General features: G+C 65.3%; 14 protein-coding genes. 13 read left to right on the top strand and 1 reads right to left on the bottom strand.

Annotation, left to right across the window (positions count from 1 at the left end; translation table 11 throughout):
• Positions 1 to 185: 185 nt before the first annotated feature.
• The 13 genes from LPJ38_RS01015 to LPJ38_RS00955 all read left to right on the top strand — a co-directional run bounded on the left by LPJ38_RS01015 (position 186) and on the right by LPJ38_RS00955 (position 14,423).
• Entirely contained in the window at positions 186 to 1,844 is a 1,659-nt protein-coding gene (locus tag LPJ38_RS01015; RefSeq protein WP_145630738.1) for an ABC transporter substrate-binding protein, read from the top strand.
• Between the two features lie 227 nt (positions 1,845 to 2,071).
• On the top strand, positions 2,072 to 3,025 hold the full coding sequence (locus LPJ38_RS01010) for an ABC transporter permease (RefSeq protein WP_145630739.1): 954 nt from the start codon (positions 2,072 to 2,074) through the stop codon (positions 3,023 to 3,025).
• Positions 3,026 to 3,027: 2 nt separating this feature from the next.
• Positions 3,028 to 3,930, top strand: a complete 903-nt coding sequence (locus tag LPJ38_RS01005; RefSeq protein WP_145630740.1) for an ABC transporter permease — start codon at positions 3,028 to 3,030, stop codon at positions 3,928 to 3,930.
• A 196-nt stretch (positions 3,931 to 4,126) separates the two neighbouring features.
• Positions 4,127 to 5,185 (top strand): ABC transporter ATP-binding protein, encoded by a 1,059-nt coding sequence (locus tag LPJ38_RS01000; RefSeq protein WP_167520378.1) that lies wholly within the window; start codon positions 4,127 to 4,129, stop codon positions 5,183 to 5,185.
• Complete coding sequence (locus tag LPJ38_RS00995; protein ID WP_145630741.1) at positions 5,182 to 5,379, top strand: hypothetical protein; 198 nt, start codon at positions 5,182 to 5,184, stop codon at positions 5,377 to 5,379. The genes LPJ38_RS01000 and LPJ38_RS00995 overlap by 4 nt, the downstream gene beginning before the upstream one ends.
• Positions 5,376 to 6,791 (top strand): amidase, encoded by a 1,416-nt coding sequence (locus tag LPJ38_RS00990; protein WP_145630742.1) that lies wholly within the window; start codon positions 5,376 to 5,378, stop codon positions 6,789 to 6,791. The genes LPJ38_RS00995 and LPJ38_RS00990 overlap by 4 nt, the downstream gene beginning before the upstream one ends.
• Complete coding sequence (locus LPJ38_RS00985; RefSeq protein WP_145630743.1) at positions 6,788 to 7,765, top strand: ABC transporter ATP-binding protein; 978 nt, start codon at positions 6,788 to 6,790, stop codon at positions 7,763 to 7,765. Before LPJ38_RS00990 ends, LPJ38_RS00985 begins: the two co-directional genes overlap by 4 nt.
• 245 nt (positions 7,766 to 8,010) lie before the next feature.
• Positions 8,011 to 8,280: a GlsB/YeaQ/YmgE family stress response membrane protein gene (locus LPJ38_RS00980; protein WP_008541453.1), complete on the top strand. Its 270-nt coding sequence runs from the start codon at positions 8,011 to 8,013 to the stop codon at positions 8,278 to 8,280.
• A gap of 244 nt (positions 8,281 to 8,524) precedes the next feature.
• Complete coding sequence (locus LPJ38_RS00975; RefSeq protein ID WP_145630744.1) at positions 8,525 to 10,273, top strand: type I secretion system permease/ATPase; 1,749 nt, start codon at positions 8,525 to 8,527, stop codon at positions 10,271 to 10,273.
• Positions 10,270 to 11,604 carry an HlyD family type I secretion periplasmic adaptor subunit gene (locus tag LPJ38_RS00970; RefSeq protein WP_145630745.1) on the top strand — a complete coding sequence of 445 codons (1,335 nt, stop codon included), beginning with the start codon at positions 10,270 to 10,272 and terminating at the stop codon, positions 11,602 to 11,604. Before LPJ38_RS00975 ends, LPJ38_RS00970 begins: the two co-directional genes overlap by 4 nt.
• A gap of 216 nt (positions 11,605 to 11,820) precedes the next feature.
• Positions 11,821 to 13,290: an AMP nucleosidase gene (locus tag LPJ38_RS00965; RefSeq protein ID WP_167520379.1), complete on the top strand. Its 1,470-nt coding sequence runs from the start codon at positions 11,821 to 11,823 to the stop codon at positions 13,288 to 13,290.
• 122 nt (positions 13,291 to 13,412) lie between these two features.
• A complete protein-coding gene (locus LPJ38_RS00960; RefSeq protein ID WP_145630746.1) occupies positions 13,413 to 14,018 on the top strand; it encodes a tetratricopeptide repeat protein in 606 nt (201 codons plus the stop codon).
• Positions 14,019 to 14,147: 129 nt separating this feature from the next.
• Entirely contained in the window at positions 14,148 to 14,423 is a 276-nt protein-coding gene (locus LPJ38_RS00955) for a DUF1488 family protein (RefSeq protein WP_167520380.1), read from the top strand.
• Between the two features lie 169 nt (positions 14,424 to 14,592).
• Here the strand turns inward: LPJ38_RS00955 and LPJ38_RS00950 are convergent, their stop codons facing one another.
• Positions 14,593 to 15,075 (bottom strand): CinA family protein, encoded by a 483-nt coding sequence (locus LPJ38_RS00950; RefSeq protein WP_145630748.1) that lies wholly within the window; start codon positions 15,073 to 15,075, stop codon positions 14,593 to 14,595.
• Between the last annotated feature and the right edge of the window lie 66 nt (positions 15,076 to 15,141).

The raw sequence follows: 15,141 nt of genomic DNA, 5'->3' as shown, positions 1-15,141 counted from the left end.
CAGGGATTTCGGAAGCGGACCTGCAATCTTGATGCCAGAATAGGCAATGCGATGCGTCGGTCGGTGCATTGGCCACAAGGACTTGTCGTCGCAGTGACAAATTGCAGAATAAGTTTCTCATTGGCATAGCCATTGCATACGATTGCATCAAAAATAGTCATCGAAGCCGGAAAAGGATTGAGGCGATGTTTATGAAGAAGACGACACGCGCGGCATTGATCGCGGCGCTTGCTCTGACGACGGCGGCGGCATGGCCGCGCGTCGTGAGTGCCCAAACGGTGCTCCGAATCGGCATGACCGCTGCCGATATTCCGCGCACGCTGGGCCAGCCCGATCAGGGCTTTGAAGGCAACCGCTTCACCGGCCTCACCATGTATGACGCGCTGACCGGCTGGGACCTGTCCTCAGCCGACAAGGCGAGCGTGGTGATCCCCGGCCTTGCCACCGAGTGGAAGGTCGACGATGCCGACAAGACCAAATGGGTGTTCAAGCTGCGTCCCGGCGTCACCTTCCATGACGGCTCGCCGTTCAATGCGGACGCCGTGGTGTGGAACGTCGAGAAGGTCCTGAAGCAGGACGCGCCGCAATTCGACGCCAGCCAGGTCGGCGTCACCGCCTCGCGCATGCCGACGCTGGCCTCTGCCAAGAAGATCGACGACATGACGGTCGAACTGACCACCAAGGAGCCCGACAGCTTCCTGCCGATCAACCTCACCAACCTCTTCATGGCCAGCCCGGCGAAGTGGCAGGCCTTCTACGACAAGGCCGAAGGTGCCGACGCCAAGGCGAAGTCGCAGGCCGCCTGGACCGCGTTCGCCAAGGACGCCTCGGGCACCGGCCCGTGGAAGATGGCGAGCTTCACGCCGCGCGAGCGGCTCGAGCTGGTGAAGAATGCGGCCTACTGGAATAAGGATCGCGTGCCGAAGATCGACAAGATGGTGCTCTTGCCGATGCCGGAGGCGAATGCGCGCACGGCGGCGCTGCTCTCGGGGCAGGTCGATTGGGTCGAGGCGCCCGCGCCGGATGCGCTGCCCGAGCTCAAGCAGCGCGGCTTCAAGCTCTACGCCAACGAGCAGCCGCATGTCTGGCCCTGGCAATTCTCGCGTATCGAAGGCTCGCCCTGGAACGACATTCGCGTGCGCAAGGCGGCGAACCTCTGCATCGATCGCGAAGGCCTCAGGGACGGGCTGCTCGCCGGTCTGATGGTGCCGGCGACCGGCACCTTCGAGCCCGGCCATCCCTGGCGCGGCAAGCCGAGCTTCCAGATCAAGTATGACAAGGCCGCCGCGCAAAAACTGATGCAGGAGGCGGGATACGGTCCGAACAAGAAGCTGACGGTCAAGACCCAGACCTCGGCGTCCGGCTCGGGTCAGATGCAGCCTTTGGCGATGAACGAATATCTCCAGCAGGCACTGGCCGAATGCTATTTCGACGTGAAGCTCGACGTCATCGAGTGGAATACGCTGTTCACCAACTGGCGCCGCGGCGCCAAGGACCCTAGCGCCAACGGCTCGAACGCGACCAACGTCACCTATGCGGCGATGGACCCTTTCTTCGCGCTGGTGCGCTTCCTGCAATCGGGCATGGCGCCGCCGGTCTCGAACAATTGGGGTCTTATCAACGAGCCCAAGTTCGACGAACTGGTGAAGAAGGCACGGCAGACCTTCGATCCCGCTGCGCGTGACGCCGCCCTCGCCGAGCTCCACGCGGCCTCGGTCGACGATGCGGCCTTCCTCTACGTCGCCCACGACGTCGGCCCGCGCGCCATGAGCCCGAAGTTGACGGGCGTCGTGCAGCCGAAGAGCTGGTTCATCGACTTCTCGCCGGTGTCGATCGCGAAGTGAGGCCGCCCGTCTACTCACACGTCATGCCCGGGCTTGACCCGGGCATCCACGTCTATCCATTTGCTCGGTCATTCCGGGGCGCCCGAAGGGCGAACCCGGAATCTCGAGATTCCGGGTTCGATGCTTCGCACCGCCCCGGAATGACGGCGCAAGCGGCGCGTGGATGGCCGGGTCAAGCCCGGCCATGACGATCCGCGAAGTCTACGTGCCAACCTGAGTAATCAAACGTGCTCGCCTATATCGCCAGACGCATCGTCTACGTCGTCCCGATCATCATCAGCGTGGCGCTGGTGTGCTTCCTGCTCGTGCACATCACGCCTGGCGATCCGCTCGTCGCCGTGCTGCCCGCCGATGCCTCGCAGGAGCTCGCCGCGCAGCTGCGCGCCGCCTATGGCTTCGACCGTCCACTGCCGGTGCAGTTCGGGCTGTGGCTGCTTCGCGCCCTGCACGGCGATCTCGGCAATTCCATCGCCACCGGCCGTCCCGTGCTGGCCGAAGTCATGCGCGCGGTCGGCAACACCGTCACGCTGGCGATCGCCGCCGCGGTCATCGGCTTCACCATGGGCATCCTGCTCGGCCTGATCGCCGGCTATTTCCGCGAGACCTGGATCGACAAACTAGCGACCTCGTTCGCCATCGCCGGCGTCTCGGTGCCGCATTACTGGCTCGGCATGCTGCTCGTCATCATCTTCTCGGTGCAGCTGAACTGGCTGCCCGCGGTCGGCGCCGGGCCCAGCGGCTCGAACTCCTGGGCCTGGGACTGGGCGCACCTGAAATATCTGGTGCTGCCGGCGATCACGACATCGGTAATCCCGATGGGCATCGTCACGCGCACGGTGCGCGCGCTGACCGGGGACATCCTCAGCCAGGATTTCGTCGAGGCGCTGCGGGCCAAGGGCTTGCGCGAAACCGGCGTATTCCGCCACGTCATCAAGAACGCTGCGCCCACTGCGCTCGCGGTGATGGGCCTCCAGCTCGGTTACATGCTCGGCGGCTCGATCCTGATCGAGACCGTGTTCTCCTGGCCTGGTTCGGGCTTTCTGCTCAACTCGGCGATCTTCCAGCGCGACCTGCCGCTGCTCCAGGGCACGATCCTGATCCTGGCGCTGTTCTTCGTCTTCCTCAATCTGCTCGTCGATATCGCCCAAGCCGCGATCGACCCGCGCATCAAGCGGGGCTAGCGATGAGCGAGCTTCCGTTGTCCGCCACCGCCGATGCCGCGCTTCAGGCCGCGCCCCCGACCAAGGCGCGCGGTTATTGGGCGACGGTCGGCCGCCGCATCATGCGCGACAAGGTCAGCATGGCCTGCGCGCTGGTGCTGCTGCTGATCTTCCTGTCCGCGATCCTCGCGCCATGGCTCGGTCTCGAAGACCCCTACAAGGGTTCGATGATCCGCCGCCTGCGCCACATCGGCACGGCGGGTTACCCGCTCGGCACCGACGAGCTCGGTCGCGATATGCTGGCGCGGCTGATCTATGGCGGGCGGCTGTCGCTGGTCATCGGCATTTTGCCCGTCATCCTTGCCTTCTGCATCGGCACCTCGCTCGGCCTCGTTGCCGGCTATGTCGGCGGCAGGCTCAACACCGCAATTATGCGCACGGTCGACGTGTTCTATGCCTTCCCGTCGGTGCTGCTGGCGATCGCGATCTCCGGCGCGCTCGGTGCCGGCATCCTCAATTCGATCGTGTCGTTGACCGTGGTGTTCGTGCCGCAGATCACCCGCGTTGCCGAAAGCGTCACCACCGGCGTGCGCAACATGGATTTCGTCGAGGCGGCGCGGGCCTCGGGCGCCGGCGCCTTCACCATCATGCGAGTGCACATCCTCGGCAACGTGCTGGGCTCGATCTTCGTCTATGCCACCAGCCTGATCTCCGTCTCCATGATCCTCGCCGCCGGCCTCTCCTTCCTCGGCCTGGGCACGAAACCGCCGGAGCCGGAATGGGGATTGATGCTGAACACGCTGCGCACCGCGATCTACGTCAATCCCTGGGTCGCTGCGCTTCCGGGCGCGATGATCTTCGCGGTCTCGATCTGCTTCAACCTGCTCTCGGACGGCCTGCGAAGCGCCATGGACATCAGGAATTAGCGATGATGATGGAGGAGCATAATGGCGTCGCACGGACGGTCGTCATGCCCGGGCTTGTCCCGGGCATCCACGTTCTTCGCTCCGCGTGGCAAGGCGTGGATGGCCGGGACAAGCCCGGCCATGACGGTGAGGAGACTTTGGTGCCAGCCATATGCGGTTGCCCTGCCCGATGGGCAGAGGATGTAGGCCTGCGACCATGAGCGAGAGCACATCCGTCGAAATGCTGGAGCCTGTCGAGGATCGCGGCGGCGTTGCGCAGCCGCTGCTTCAGGTCAACGGCCTGACCAAGCATTTTCCCGTGCGCGGCGGCCTGTTCGCCGCAAAGCGCACCGTGCGGGCCGTCGACGACGTCTCCTTCACTGTGGCCAAGGGCGAGACCGTGGGTATCGTCGGCGAGTCCGGCTGTGGCAAGTCGACCACCGCGCGCCTCCTGATGCATCTGATGCCGCGCGATGAGGGCGACATCATCTATGACGGCATGACCGTCGGCCAGTCGCTGAGCCTGCGCGAGCTGCGCCGCGGCATGCAGATGGTGTTCCAGGACTCCTACGCCTCGCTCAATCCGCGCCTGACGATCGAGGAGTCGATCGCCTTCGGCCCAAAGGTCCACGGCATGGCCGACGGCGCGGCCCGCACGCTTGCCCGCGAGCTGCTCGGCAAGGTCGGCCTGCGCCCGGAGAATTTCGCCAATCGCTATCCGCACGAGATCTCCGGCGGCCAGCGCCAGCGCGTCAACATCGCCCGTGCGCTGGCGCTGTCGCCGCGGCTGGTGATCCTGGATGAGGCCGTCTCGGCGCTCGACAAATCCGTCGAGGCGCAGGTGCTCAATCTGCTCGCCGATCTCAAGCGCGAGTTTGGATTGACCTATCTGTTCATCAGCCACGACCTCAACGTGGTCCGCTACATCTCGGACCGCGTGCTGGTGATGTATCTCGGCGAGGTCGTCGAGCTCGGCCCGGTCGACCAGGTCTGGGACCAGCCGGCGCATCCCTATACGCGCGCGCTGCTGGCGGCGATGCCGTCCTCCGACCCCGACAGGCGCACCGAGACGCCGCCGATCACGGGCGATCCGCCCAACCCGATCGATCCGCCCCCGGGCTGCCGCTTCCATACCCGTTGCCCGTTTGCGGAGCCGCTCTGCGCAAATGCGACACCAAAGCTCACCGCGCTGGATAAGATGGGCCACGAGGCCGCGTGCTACATGGCTATACCGGGTTCAGGCCATAGCCGCGCGCCCAGGGGAGAAACCGTATGACGAGACCGACACCGAAAGAGATCAAGCCGATCGCACACATCGCGGGCATCCCCGTGGATGACGAGATCGCAACCCGCATCTCCAATTCCATCGGACCTGCTTTCGAAGGCTTTGCGACCATTGCCGGCACGCTGCCGTTCGATCTCGAGCCCGCCGGCTATGTGCTCGCTCAGACGCAGAAGGTGTTGAAATGAGCACCGAACCCGCATTGATGACGCTCACCGAGGTCGCGCGTGCGATCGCGGCAAAGCAGCTGTCCTCGCATGAAGTGACGCGTGCGCTGTTGAAGCGGATCGCGCAATGGCAGCCGCATCTCAACGCCTTCATGTCGATTGAAGCGGACGAGGCGCTGAAGGCGGCGGAGGCCGCCGACGCCGAGCTCGCCAAGGGCAATGTCCGTGGTCCCCTCCATGGCGTACCGCTCGCGCACAAGGACATGTATTACGACGCCGGCAAGGTCTCGACCTGCGGCTCGCTGATCCGCCGCGACTTCGTGCCGACCACGACATCGACTGCGCTGCAGCGGCTGAAGGACGCCGGCCAGGTCAGGCTCGGCACGCTGCATCTTGCCGAGTTCGCCTATGGCCCGACCGGGCACAACGCCCATTACGGCCCGGTGCGCAATCCCTGGAACGTCGCCCATATCACCGGCGGCTCTTCATCAGGCTCGGGCTCGGCGGTTGCAGCGCGATTGACCTATGCGGCACTCGGCTCGGACACCGGGGGTTCGATCCGCATGCCCGCCCATTTCTGCGGCGTCACCGGACTGAAGACCACCGTCGGTCGCGTCAGCCGTGCCGGCGCGATGCCGCTGTCGCAATCGCTCGACACCGTCGGTCCGCTCGCCCGCACCGCCGAGGATTGCGCGCTGCTGCTGGCGCTGATGGCCGGCGCCGATCCCGCGGATTCCACCTGCAGCCACGAGCCGCTGTCGGACTATGTCGCCGCTACCAAGGGCTCGCTGAAGGGCCTGAGGATCGGCGTGCCCGCGTCCTTCTATGTCGATGATCTCGACAGCGAGGTCGCGCGCGTGCTGGATGAAACGATCGCGGTGCTCAAGCGCGAGGGTGCGGACATCGTCTCCGTCGAGCTGCCGGACCAGCGGCAATTGTCGTCGGCGAGCCAGCTGGTGCTCGCCGCGGAAGCGGCCGCCTTCCACAAGCGCTGGATGATCGAGCGTCCGCAGGATTATGGCCCGCAGGTCCTGATGCGGCTTCAGAACGGCCTTGCCGTTCCCGCCATCACCTATCTCGAGGCGATGCGCTGGCGCGGGCCTGCGCTCGCCGCGCACAACGCAGCGACGGCGCACGTCGATGCGGTGATTGCGCCGGCCTCGCCCGTGCCGGCGCCGACCATCGAGGAGAGCGACGTCGGCGGCGGGCCGAATGCGCCGGCCATGGTGCAGCGGCTGACGCTGTTCACCCGCCCGGTGAACTTCCTCGGCCTGCCGTCGCTCACGGTGCCATCAGGCTTCACCAAAGCCGGTCTGCCAGTCGGCATGCAGCTGATCGGCCGTTCCTTCGACGAAGCCACCCTGCTCACCATCGGCGCCGCCTTCCAGCGCGTCACCGACTATCACGACCGATTGCCGAAACTGCCGTCATGACAAAGCTCGTCGAGATCTCAGGCCTGAACATCCGCTTCACGGGCGAGCGCACGGTCTATGCCGTGAACGACCTCAGCCTCTCGCTCGGCAACAGTGAGGTGTTGGGCCTGCTCGGCGAATCCGGCTCCGGCAAGAGCGTGACCCTGCGTGCGCTGATGCGGCTGTTGCCGAAGAAGCGCACGCAGATCTCCGGCACGGTCAACGTGCTGGGCCGCGACGTGCTGGCCATGAACGACGAGGAGCTGTCGTCGTTCCGCGGCCAGACCGTCTCGATGATCTTCCAGGAGCCTGCGCTCGCGCTCGATCCGGTCTACACCATCGGCGCGCAGATCGCCGAAAGCGTCGTGCGCCATGAGGGCAAATCGCATGCGGAGGGCAGGGCGCGTGCGCTCGAAATGCTCGAGGTCGTGCGCATTCCCTCCGCAAAGCGCCGCCTCGATGCCTACCCGCACGAGATGTCCGGCGGCATGCGCCAGCGTGCGATGATCGCGCTTGCGCTGGCCTGCCGGCCGAAGATTCTGCTCGCGGACGAGCCGACCACAGCGCTCGATGCCACCGTGCAGATCCAGATCCTGCTTCTGCTGCGCGAGCTGCAGCGCGAATTCGGCATGTCCGTCATCTTCGTCACCCACGACATCGGCGTCGCCATCGAGATCTGCGACCGTGTCGCGGTGATGTATGCCGGCCAGATCGTCGAGCAGGGCAGCCTGCGCGACATTGTCCGCTCGCCGGTGCATCCCTATGCCAAGGGCCTGCTCGCCTCCACCATCCACGGCGCCAAGCGCGGCGCGCGGCTGGAAACCATTCCCGGCACGCCGCCCTCGCTCGCCGAGAAGCCGCACAACTGCTCCTTCGCTCCCCGCTGCAAGCTCGCCGAGCCGCGCTGCCTGGAGCAGCTGCCTGGGAATGTGGAGGTCGGCCCGGCCCGGGCGGCGCGATGCGTGCTGGCGGAGCCGGTCGCGGTAGCGCCGTAAACTGCGGCGCGCCACTGCCAACGTGCGCAGCTGCGCTCCCTCGCCCAGCTCTTATGGGAGAGTGAAGAGCCGAGTTCCCTGCTTGAAAATTTTCTCTAAGAAATCATCAACTTGTCTACTGTGCATGGGGTTGTTTTCGACCTCTGTATCGAGACTCCGCAACTGACCGGCCGCGATTAGCATTCACACCTCATTCATGCCGGTTCCCGTTCCATGCGGGCATTCACGGAAGAGGGACTTAACGGATGCACATTTCGAACGAAGGCCTGCTCGTCATCCTCTTCGTCGGTCTGGTCGCCGGCTGGCTCGCCGGAAAGATCGTGCGCGGTGCCGGATTCGGCATCATCGGCGACATCGTGATCGGTATTGCCGGTGCGCTGGTGGCGAGCCTTCTGTTTCCCAAGCTCGGCATCCGTCTCGGCACCGGGCTCGTCTCCGAGATCGTCTATTCCGCGATCGGCGCGGTCATTCTGCTGCTGGTGGTCCGCCTGGTGCGTGGCGGCGGGCGGCTCTAGCCGGCGTTGGGGGTTGGAACTTCGGCCATCCTTGGAAGCGGGTGAAAGCCTGCAAGAAAAAGCCGCAAGCCTGTGAAATTCCGGATTGCGCGGAAGGCGATCAGGGGTAGATGTGGCCTGTCAGGGACCCGGATTATTTCGACCGCGTTGGACGGCCGGAAAACAGATGTTAATCCGCGGCGAGTACCCCTGAATCGTCTTTGAAATCAGGGGCCTTGCCCCTTACCCGAAAGAGACAAGACTGATGGCAGCCATCCCTGGCGTCCGCCGCTCGGAGCTCGGTGACGCCTTGCGTGCTTGTCGCACGGCGTTCATCGGCGTCGGCTTGATGAGCTGCATGATCAATCTGCTCTATCTGACCGGATCGATCTTCATGCTGGAGGTCTACGACCGGGTGCTGCCCAGCCGCAGCGTTCCGACCCTGGTCGGCCTCATCATCCTCGCCAGCTTCCTCTACATGGCGCAGGGCCTGCTCGACATGATCCGCAACCGGGTCCTGGGACGGATCGGCACCGCGCTGGACGAAGCCCTCAACAAGCGCGTGTTCGACACCATCGTGCGCCTGCCGCTCCTCGTCGGCAGTCGCAACGACGGCCTCCAGCCGCTGCGCGACCTCGACAATGTCCGCTCCTTCCTCGGCGGCATGGGCCCGAGCGCGTTCTTCGACCTGCCCTGGCTGCCGCTCTATCTCGCCATCTGCTTCGCCTTCCACGTCATGATCGGCGTCACCGCGCTGATCGGCGCTATCATCCTGGTCGGCCTGACGCTGGTCACCGAATTCATGTCACGCCAGCCGGCAAAGGAGGCGATGGGCCTTGCCGCCCAGCGCAACGATCTCGCCCAGGCCAGTCGCCGCAACGCCGAAGTCATGGTGTCCATGGGCATGGCCGGTCGCATGAACCAGCGCTGGAGCGAGGCCAACGAAAAATATCTCGCCGGCAATCAGCGGGCGAGCGACGTCGCCGGCGGTCTCGGTGCGGTCGCAAAAGTGCTGCGCATGATGCTGCAATCGGCCGTGCTCGCGGTCGGCGCCTATCTCGTCATCCACCAGGAGGCGACCGCCGGCATCATCATCGCCGGCTCGATCCTCTCCGCCCGCGCGCTCGCGCCGGTCGATCTCGCCATCGCGCATTGGAAATCCTTCGTCGCGGCGCGCCAGAGCTGGCAGCGCCTGACCCGCCTGCTGGAGCAGATGCCGGCGCAGGCGATGCCGACGCAGCTGCAGGCGCCCACCAGCCGGCTCTCGGTCGAAGGCGTCGCCATGGTGCCGCCGGGCGACCAGCGCCTCATCGTCCAGGACATCACTTTCGCGCTCGCCGCCGGCAACGGTCTCGGCGTGATCGGGCCGAGCGGCTCCGGCAAATCGTCGCTGATCCGCGCGCTGGTCGGCGTCTGGCAGCCGGTGCGCGGCAAGGTCCGGCTCGACGGCGCGGCGCTCGATCAATGGTCGAGCGACGTGCTCGGCCGCCACATCGGCTATCTGCCGCAGGACGTCGAATTGTTCGGCGGCACCATCGCCGAGAACATCAGCCGGTTCGATCCCGAGGCCACCTCCGATGCCATCATCGCCGCGGCCAAGGACGCCGGCGTGCACGAGATGATCATCAAGATGCGCGAGGGCTACAACACGCAGGTCGGCGAGCAGGGCACCGCGCTCTCGGCAGGCCAGGCGCAGCGCGTGGCGCTGGCGCGCGCGCTCTACGGCAATCCGTTCCTGATCGTACTCGACGAGCCCAATTCCAATCTCGACACCGAGGGTGACGAGGCGCTCACCCGCGCCATCCGCGCCGCGCGCGAACGTGGCGCCATCGTCGTCGTGGTGGCGCATCGGCCGATCGGCGTCGAGGCGGTCGACCAGATCCTGGTGCTGCGCGACGGCCGCATGCAGGCCTTCGGTCCGAAGGAGCAGGTTCTCGCCCAGGTGCTCCAGCCGCGCGCGACCCCGCCGGCTCCGATCAAGATCGTCAGCGAAGGTGGAGTGCCCAAGCCATGAGCACATTGGCGATCGGTGGACCGAAGCCTGCCGCGAACAAGACCGTGCGCGATTCCATCAAGTTCCACCTGATGCTCGGGCTCGGGATCGTGCTGGTGCTGGTCGTCGGGCTCGGCGGCTGGGCCTCCACGGTGCTGATCTCGGGCGCGCTGATTGCGCCGGGCCAGATCGTGGTCGAATCCAACGTCAAGAAGGTGCAGCATCCGACCGGCGGCGTCGTCGGCGAGGTGCGCGCGCGCGACGGCGACGTGGTCAAGGCCGGCGACGTCGTGGTGCGGCTCGACGACACCGTCACCAAGGCCAACCTCGCCATCGTCACCAAGAATCTCGATGCCGCGCAGGCGCGGGCGGCGCGGCTGCAGGCCGAGCAGCGCGGTCTCGACAGGATCGAGTTTCCGCAAAGCCTTCTCGAGCGCGCCAACGATCCCGACGTCAAAGCGCTGCTCTCGGCCGAAACCAAGCTGTTCGACGTCCGCGTCAACGGCCGCACCGGACAGAAGGCGCAGCTGCGCGAGCGCATCACGCAGCTCAATGAGGAAATCTCCGGCCTCAGCGCGCAGGAGAAGGCCAAGGACCAGGAGATCTCGCTGGTGCAGAACGAACTCACCGGCGTGCGCGAGCTCTACGACAAGCGCCTGGTGCAGATCTCGCGCCTGACCCAGCTTGAACGCGACTCGGCGCGCCTCAACGGCGAACGCGCGCAGTACATCGCCTCGCGCGCCCAGGCCAAGGGCAAGATCACCGAGACCGAGCTCCAGATCATCCAGATCGACAAGGACGTGGTCAGCGAAGTCTCCAAGGACCTGCGCGAGACCAACGACAAGATCGGCGAGCTGATCGAGCGCAAGGTCGCAGCCGAGGACCAGCTCCGCCGCGTCGACATCCGTGCGCCGCAGGACGGCATGGTGCTGCAATCGACGGTGCACACGATTGGCGGCGTCATCACCGCAGGCGACGCGCTGATGCTGATCGTGCCGCAGGCCGACGACCTCCAGGTCGAGGCCAAGGTCAACCCGGTCGACATCGACAAGCTCCAGATCGGCCAGAAGACGCTGTTGCGACTGTCCGCCTTCAACCAGCGCACCACGCCCGAGCTCAACGGCGTCGTCAGCCGCGTGTCGCCCGACGTCACCACCGACCAGCGCACCGGCCAGAGCTACTACACCATCCGCGTCTCGATGCCCGCCGAAGAGATCGCCCGCCTCGGCGACGTCAAGATGATCCCCGGCATGCCCGTGGAAGCCTTCGTGCAGACCGGCGACCGCACCATGCTGTCCTATCTGATGAAGCCGCTGCACGACCAGCTGATGCGCGCCTTCCGCGAGAAGTGACGCGCGAAAGCGCGTCATCCCGGAGCGCGCTTAGCGCGCATCCGGGATCTCGTACCACACACTCGGTCTCGTAGGGTGGGCAAAGGCGCAACGCGCCGTGCCCACCATCTTCCCGCAGGCCGTTGCGACGGTGGGCACGCTTCGCTTTGCCCACCCTACGGCACCGCCTTCTTTGCTATAGTTCGACGCGAAGCCCCAGCAACCCGGCAGTCGACCATGCAAACTCTACCCTCCATCGCCACCGAATCCTTCTCCGATGCGTGCCTCGCCGTCGCGCGGCTCGAAGAAATCTACGAGCGCAATACGAAATTCCTGCGCGACCGGTTCGAGGCCTATTTGGGCGGTGAGGCGATCACGACGCGCGTTCGCGCCTACTACCCCTTCGTCCGTCTCACCACCGCGACGCATGCGCGGTTGGATTCGCGTCTTGCTTACGGTTTTGTCGCCGGCCCCGGCGTGCACGAGACCAGCGTCACGCGGCCCGATCTGTTCCGCAGCTATCTCACCGAGCAGATCGGTTTGCTGATCCAGAACCACGGCGTGCCGGTCGAGATCGGCGAATCCGCCGAGCCGATCCCGATCCATTTCGCCTATCGCCGCGACATCAACATCGAGGCAGCCATCACCACCAGCGAGAACTCGCCCGTGACGCGGTCGCTGCGCGATGCGTTCGACGTGCCGGATCTCGCCACGATGGACGACTCGATCGCCGACGGCACCTTCGAACTCCAACCGGGCGCGCCCGAGCCGCTGTCGCTGTTCCGCGCCGCCCGCGTCGACTACTCGCTGCGACGGCTCTACCACTACACCGGCACCGATCCCGAGTACTTCCAGAACTTTGTGATCTTCACCAACTACCAGTTCTATGTCGACGCCTTCGCGCAGCTCTGTCAGGGCCGGCTTCAGTCCGGCGAGGCCGGTCTCGATGCTTTCGTCGCGCCCGGCAATGTGATCACCACCAGCGGCGGTGCCGTCAGCGGCACAGTGCCGGCGCGCACACCACAGATGCCGGCCTTCCATCTGGTCGCACCGGATTATCGCGGCATCACCCTGATCAATATCGGCACGGGGCCGTCCAATGCGCGCAACGTCACCGATCATGTCGCCGTGCTGCGGCCGCACGCCTGGCTGATGCTCGGCCATTGCGCGGGCCTGCGCAACACGCAGCGGCTCGGCGACTACGTGCTCGCCCACGGTTATGTGCGCGAGGATCACGTGCTCGACCGCGAGCTGCCGCTCTGGGTGCCGATCCCGGCACTGGCCGAGATGCAGGTCGCGCTCGAAGAGGCGGTCGAGGACGTCACGGGGCTCGAAGGTTTCGAGCTCAAGCGCCTGATGCGCACCGGCACGGTGGCGAGCGTCGACAATCGCAACTGGGAGATCTCTGGCCCGGAGGTGATCCGCCGCCTGTCGCAGTCGCGCGCTGTTGCGCTCGACATGGAGTCTGCCGCGATCGCTGCCAACGGTTACCGTTTCCGCGTGCCCTATGGCACGCTGCTCTGCGTCTCCGACAAGCCGCTGCATGGCGAGATCAAGCTCGCGGGCATGGCGAGCGAGTTCTATCGCCGCCGCGTCGGCCAGCATCTCCAGATCGGCCTCAAGGCGCTGGAACGGCTCAAGCAGCAGGAATCCGAGCGGCTGCATTCGCGCAAGCTCCGCAGTTTCGCCGAAGTCGCGTTCCAGTAAAGGACAACAGAACTGTCGTACGAACGCTAACGTCTCCGTGAGCGCAGCGTCCCGGAATATTGCCGCCTAGGCAGGGTTATCAAGTGGTCCGGGGCCGCTCGAAAATAGGACAGGAGACAGACATGATCATCACAATGATCAGACTGGTCACGCTGGGGACGTTTGCGGCGCTGCTGGCTTCCCCTGCGTACTCGGCGGGCGGGGGAGGAGGTGGCGGAGGTGGTGGCAGCGACGCCTATGGTAGCACCTATTCAACTCCTCCCAGCGCTACTCAACCGGCCTATCCGAAGCGTTCCGGAACAAAGGCCGGTCAAAAGGCGAAGAAGCCAAACAACCAGTCCAGCATCGGTGATCCCGCATTCGCGGCTGGCTACCGCGTGGCCTACGATACCATCTACGACCGCAACGACTACACGGCCGCGATCGCGCAATTGAAGTCGCTTGGCCAGGACGACCATCCGAATGTCGCCAACCTGATCGGCTACTCCTATCGCAAGCTTGGCGACTACGAGCAGTCGCAGCTCTGGTACGAGCGTGCTCTGAAGGCAGATCCGAACCACGTGCTGACGTGGCAGTACTATGGGCTGTGGCAGCTCGAGCGGGGCAACCGCGAGCAGGCGCTCTATCACCTCGGCCGGATTGCCTCCATCTGCGGGACGGATTGCGAGGAGTATCGATCGCTGGCCGCGGCGCTCGATAAGCCGATCGGAACGGCGCTCGTCTACTGATGCTGGAGCGGCGCTCGCGGAGCCGCGCCGTCGATGGTTTCGGCGCGAGCCATCCCCATTGGCGCGGGTAGTGACAAGGCGTCAGATTTTCAGCATTGTCCCGTTCGGGGGCGCGAACGGGACAATCGGATGCCGCTGACGCGCGACAAGATCATTGGCCATGATCTGGAACGGCTGGCCTTTCGCTTCACCATGCTCAACGACGGCGATGTGGTGCAGTGTCAGATCAGCGACGCCGCGATGGACGAGCTCGCGGGCATGCAGGGCACCGAAAGCAGCGCACGCCAGGCGCAATTCCTGTCGCTGCGCGAGACCATCGAACGGATCGCATCCGACCTCTACGACGAAGCGCCGCGGTTTTCAGGCTATGTGGTGCGGATTTTCATGCGGCATTTGGGAAGGTGACGTGGTCACACCCTCCGCCGTCATGGCCCGGCTCGACCGGGGCATCCAGCACGCCGCGGCCCATCGATTCGATCACAACCGCCCTCGGAGTACTGGATCGCCCGGTCAAGCCGGGCGATGACAGCAGTGTTGCGGTGACCTCGTTCCGACTCGCTTGAGTCGCGCTCGTTCACCCCTCCAGCTTCTTCAGCAGCAGCTTCAGCGCGGTCGCCGCAAAGACCTGCATGTTGCCGAACCGGTCGTTGCTACCAGTCTCCAGCGTCATCACCTCTGCGGCCGGCCCTGCGACCGCCATGCAGCTATGGCCCGCGGCATCGCCGTAGCGATTGCCGGTGGGACCGGCGGCGCCGGTCTCGGAGAGGCCCCAGTCGGAGCTGAAGCGGCTGCGCATCCGCTCGGCAAGCAATTGCGCATAGGGCTCCGAGGAGGAGCGAAAGCCCTTCATTCCTTCATCCGAAATATCCATCAGCGCACGCCGGGCATCGCGGGTGTAGACCACGGCACCACCGAGGAAATAGGCGGACGCGCCGGGCACGGCGAGCAGGCTGGCCGAGATCAGCCCGCCGGCGGAGGATTCCGCCACCGCAATGGTCTGCTTGCGCGCGATCAGTTTGGCGGCGACCTGATCTGCAATGCCGAGGAGCTCTTTCATCCCTTTGACCTCTCATTCCCTCGCAACCGAGCCCAGCCTTCCTAGCATATGACAGAAGGCTTGGCC

Source organism: Bradyrhizobium daqingense, from assembly GCF_021044685.1.
GTDB classification, from domain to species: Bacteria; Pseudomonadota; Alphaproteobacteria; order Rhizobiales; family Xanthobacteraceae; genus Bradyrhizobium; species Bradyrhizobium daqingense.
This window is presented reverse-complemented; position numbering and strand designations above follow the sequence as displayed.

Coding starts and splice junctions, on each gene's coding strand:
- LPJ38_RS01015 (WP_145630738.1), top strand. CDS start 186: ATGTTTATGAAGAAGACGACACGCGCGGCATTGATCGCGGCGCTTGCT.
- LPJ38_RS00990 (WP_145630742.1), top strand. CDS start 5,376: ATGAGCACCGAACCCGCATTGATGACGCTCACCGAGGTCGCGCGTGCG.
- LPJ38_RS00975 (WP_145630744.1), top strand. CDS start 8,525: ATGGCAGCCATCCCTGGCGTCCGCCGCTCGGAGCTCGGTGACGCCTTG.
- LPJ38_RS00980 (WP_008541453.1), top strand. CDS start 8,011: ATGCACATTTCGAACGAAGGCCTGCTCGTCATCCTCTTCGTCGGTCTG.
- LPJ38_RS00965 (WP_167520379.1), top strand. CDS start 11,821: ATGCAAACTCTACCCTCCATCGCCACCGAATCCTTCTCCGATGCGTGC.
- LPJ38_RS00950 (WP_145630748.1), bottom strand. CDS start 15,075: ATGAAAGAGCTCCTCGGCATTGCAGATCAGGTCGCCGCCAAACTGATC.
- LPJ38_RS00995 (WP_145630741.1), top strand. CDS start 5,182: ATGACGAGACCGACACCGAAAGAGATCAAGCCGATCGCACACATCGCG.
- LPJ38_RS00985 (WP_145630743.1), top strand. CDS start 6,788: ATGACAAAGCTCGTCGAGATCTCAGGCCTGAACATCCGCTTCACGGGC.
- LPJ38_RS00970 (WP_145630745.1), top strand. CDS start 10,270: ATGAGCACATTGGCGATCGGTGGACCGAAGCCTGCCGCGAACAAGACC.
- LPJ38_RS01000 (WP_167520378.1), top strand. CDS start 4,127: ATGAGCGAGAGCACATCCGTCGAAATGCTGGAGCCTGTCGAGGATCGC.
- LPJ38_RS01005 (WP_145630740.1), top strand. CDS start 3,028: ATGAGCGAGCTTCCGTTGTCCGCCACCGCCGATGCCGCGCTTCAGGCC.
- LPJ38_RS00960 (WP_145630746.1), top strand. CDS start 13,413: ATGATCATCACAATGATCAGACTGGTCACGCTGGGGACGTTTGCGGCG.
- LPJ38_RS00955 (WP_167520380.1), top strand. CDS start 14,148: ATGCCGCTGACGCGCGACAAGATCATTGGCCATGATCTGGAACGGCTG.